We start from the raw sequence: 2,014 nt of genomic DNA, 5'->3' as shown, positions 1-2,014 counted from the left end.
AGTTACCATAGGTTATATGTTAATTTTTGTTACATTGCAATTAACATTTCATTTTCATCCTCACAGAATTTAATTTAAATCACACAATAATGTCTTCCGGGTGATTTTTTTTGCGATTTCAATCATAAGAATATCTAATAGATAATTATGATACCCCTCACACATTTGCCCTCTCTAAGCGTTGCAGTATTGGTTTAAACAGAGTAAAGCTGAACTACCACCTCATATTCTTGCAATAATAAGGAGCGAGTTATGAGCTACACCCATATTCTTGTCGCCGTTGCTGTAACGCCAGAAAGCCGCCAACTTTTAGCCAAAGCCGTTTCCATCGCGCGCCCCGTCAATGCCCGCATTAGTCTGATTACCCTCGCCTCCGATCCTGAGATCTATAACCAGTTTGCAGCACCGATGCTGGAGGATTTACGCGAAGTGATGCGGGAGGAGACACAGGATTTTCTTAATACGCTCAGTCGTGACGCAGGTTATCCCATAGAGCAAACCTTTATTACGTATGGAGAGCTCAACGAACACATTCTGGATGTATGCCGAAAACACGCAGTGGATTTGGTCATTTACGGAAATCATAACCACAGTTTCTTTTCGCGAGCGTCCTGCTCTGCAAAAAGTGTGGTCAGCGCCAGCCAGGTGGATGTTTTGTTGGTGCCGCTGGCGGGTGAATAAAGCACCCGCTGCGCGAATGTCAGGCAAGTTTAGGAAAGGTCGCGACTTTATTCCGCTGCTGACTTTCGGCGGTACGCGGTACAACTTCCTTTAGGTCGTGAATAAAGCGTTCCTGCCAGCTATGAATATCATTTTTAATTACCACCGCCAGCATTTCCGCATGGCGCGAAATACGCTCGGCAAGCGGCATGGTCAATGCGCGATCCAACGCGGCGGCGACCTCGTCCCTGTCATACGGATTAACGATTAACGCTGATGTCAGTTCGTTTGCGGCTCCGGCAAACTGTGAAAGCACCAATACGCCGGGGTTGGCCGGGTCCTGCGCGGCAACATATTCCTTCGCCACCAGGTTCATACCATCCCGTAATGGCGTCACCAGCCCCACATCAGAATAACGAAATACTTTCATCAGCAGTTTGCGATCAAAATGTTGGTTCAGATAGTAGAGCGGCGTCCAGCCCAGTTGACCGTATTTGCTATTGATACGCCCTGCTTCCGTCTCCAGTTGGTGGCGTATATCCTGATAAGCCTGCACATCGCCACGCGACGTCGGCGCAATTTGCGTATAGCGAATGTTGCCGTGATGCTGGGGATAATGCTCCAGTAGCGCCTCATAAGCCTGAAAACGCTCGGGCAACCCTTTGGAATAGTCCAGCCGCTCAACAGAAAAAATGTTCTGCACATTCTTTAATTCCGCCTTCAACTGCGCCAGTTTTGGCGGCAGCGCGCCCTTTGCCTGCTGCGCAATCTCCTCCGGCGCAATGCCAATCGGATACACTTCGGTACAAAATGCTTTGCCCCAGGCCGTATGACGTCGACTGCGTGTGGTGACTCGGGTCTGACTCGCCAGACAGTCCAGAAAAGCCAGTCGGTCATTTTCGGTCTGGAATCCAAGTAAATCAAAATCGCACAACTGCTCCAGCAGCGAATGATGGGGCGGCAATGCGTTAAAAATCTCAGGCGTCGGGAACGGAATATGCAGAAAAAAGCCAATACGGTTATTCACGCCACGCTGGCGCAATTCGCTCGCAAACGGCAGCAAGTGATAGTCATGGACCCAGATCATGTCGTCTTCGTTCAACAGCGGCAGCAGTTTGTCTGCCAGCAACGCATTGACCCGCAGATATCCCTCCCAGGCATTGCGCTGAAACTGCACTAAATCCAGCCGGTAATGAAATGCAGGCCACAGAACAGCGTTCGAAAACTGGCAGTAATACTCGTCGTAATCCTGCTCGCTCAGATTAAAAGACGCCCAGGTCATATTCCCGCGAGTCACTTTCTTCAACGGCTTATCTTCGTCCCCCGTCTCCCCACTCCAGCCGAACCACAGCCC

2 protein-coding genes are annotated in these 2,014 nt (G+C 49.9%); one reads left to right on the top strand and one right to left on the bottom strand.

The window, feature by feature from the left end; translation table 11 throughout:
* Positions 1-252 precede the first annotated feature (252 nt).
* Complete coding sequence (gene uspC / locus NNO04_RS22360) at positions 253-681, top strand: universal stress protein UspC (protein WP_271446512.1); 429 nt, start codon at positions 253-255, stop codon at positions 679-681.
* A gap of 19 nt (positions 682-700) precedes the next feature.
* On the opposite strand, the gene otsA is transcribed toward uspC, so the two are convergent.
* A partial coding sequence (gene otsA / locus NNO04_RS22355) for an alpha,alpha-trehalose-phosphate synthase (protein ID WP_271446511.1) occupies positions 701-2,014 on the bottom strand: 1,314 nt, incomplete at its 5' end.

The sequence above is a fragment of the Citrobacter sp. Awk 4 genome, from assembly GCF_028069725.1.
Classification (GTDB): Bacteria; Pseudomonadota; Gammaproteobacteria; order Enterobacterales; family Enterobacteriaceae; genus Citrobacter_D.
This window is presented reverse-complemented; position numbering and strand designations above follow the sequence as displayed.

Coding starts and splice junctions, on each gene's coding strand:
- uspC (WP_271446512.1), top strand. CDS start 253: ATGAGCTACACCCATATTCTTGTCGCCGTTGCTGTAACGCCAGAAAGC.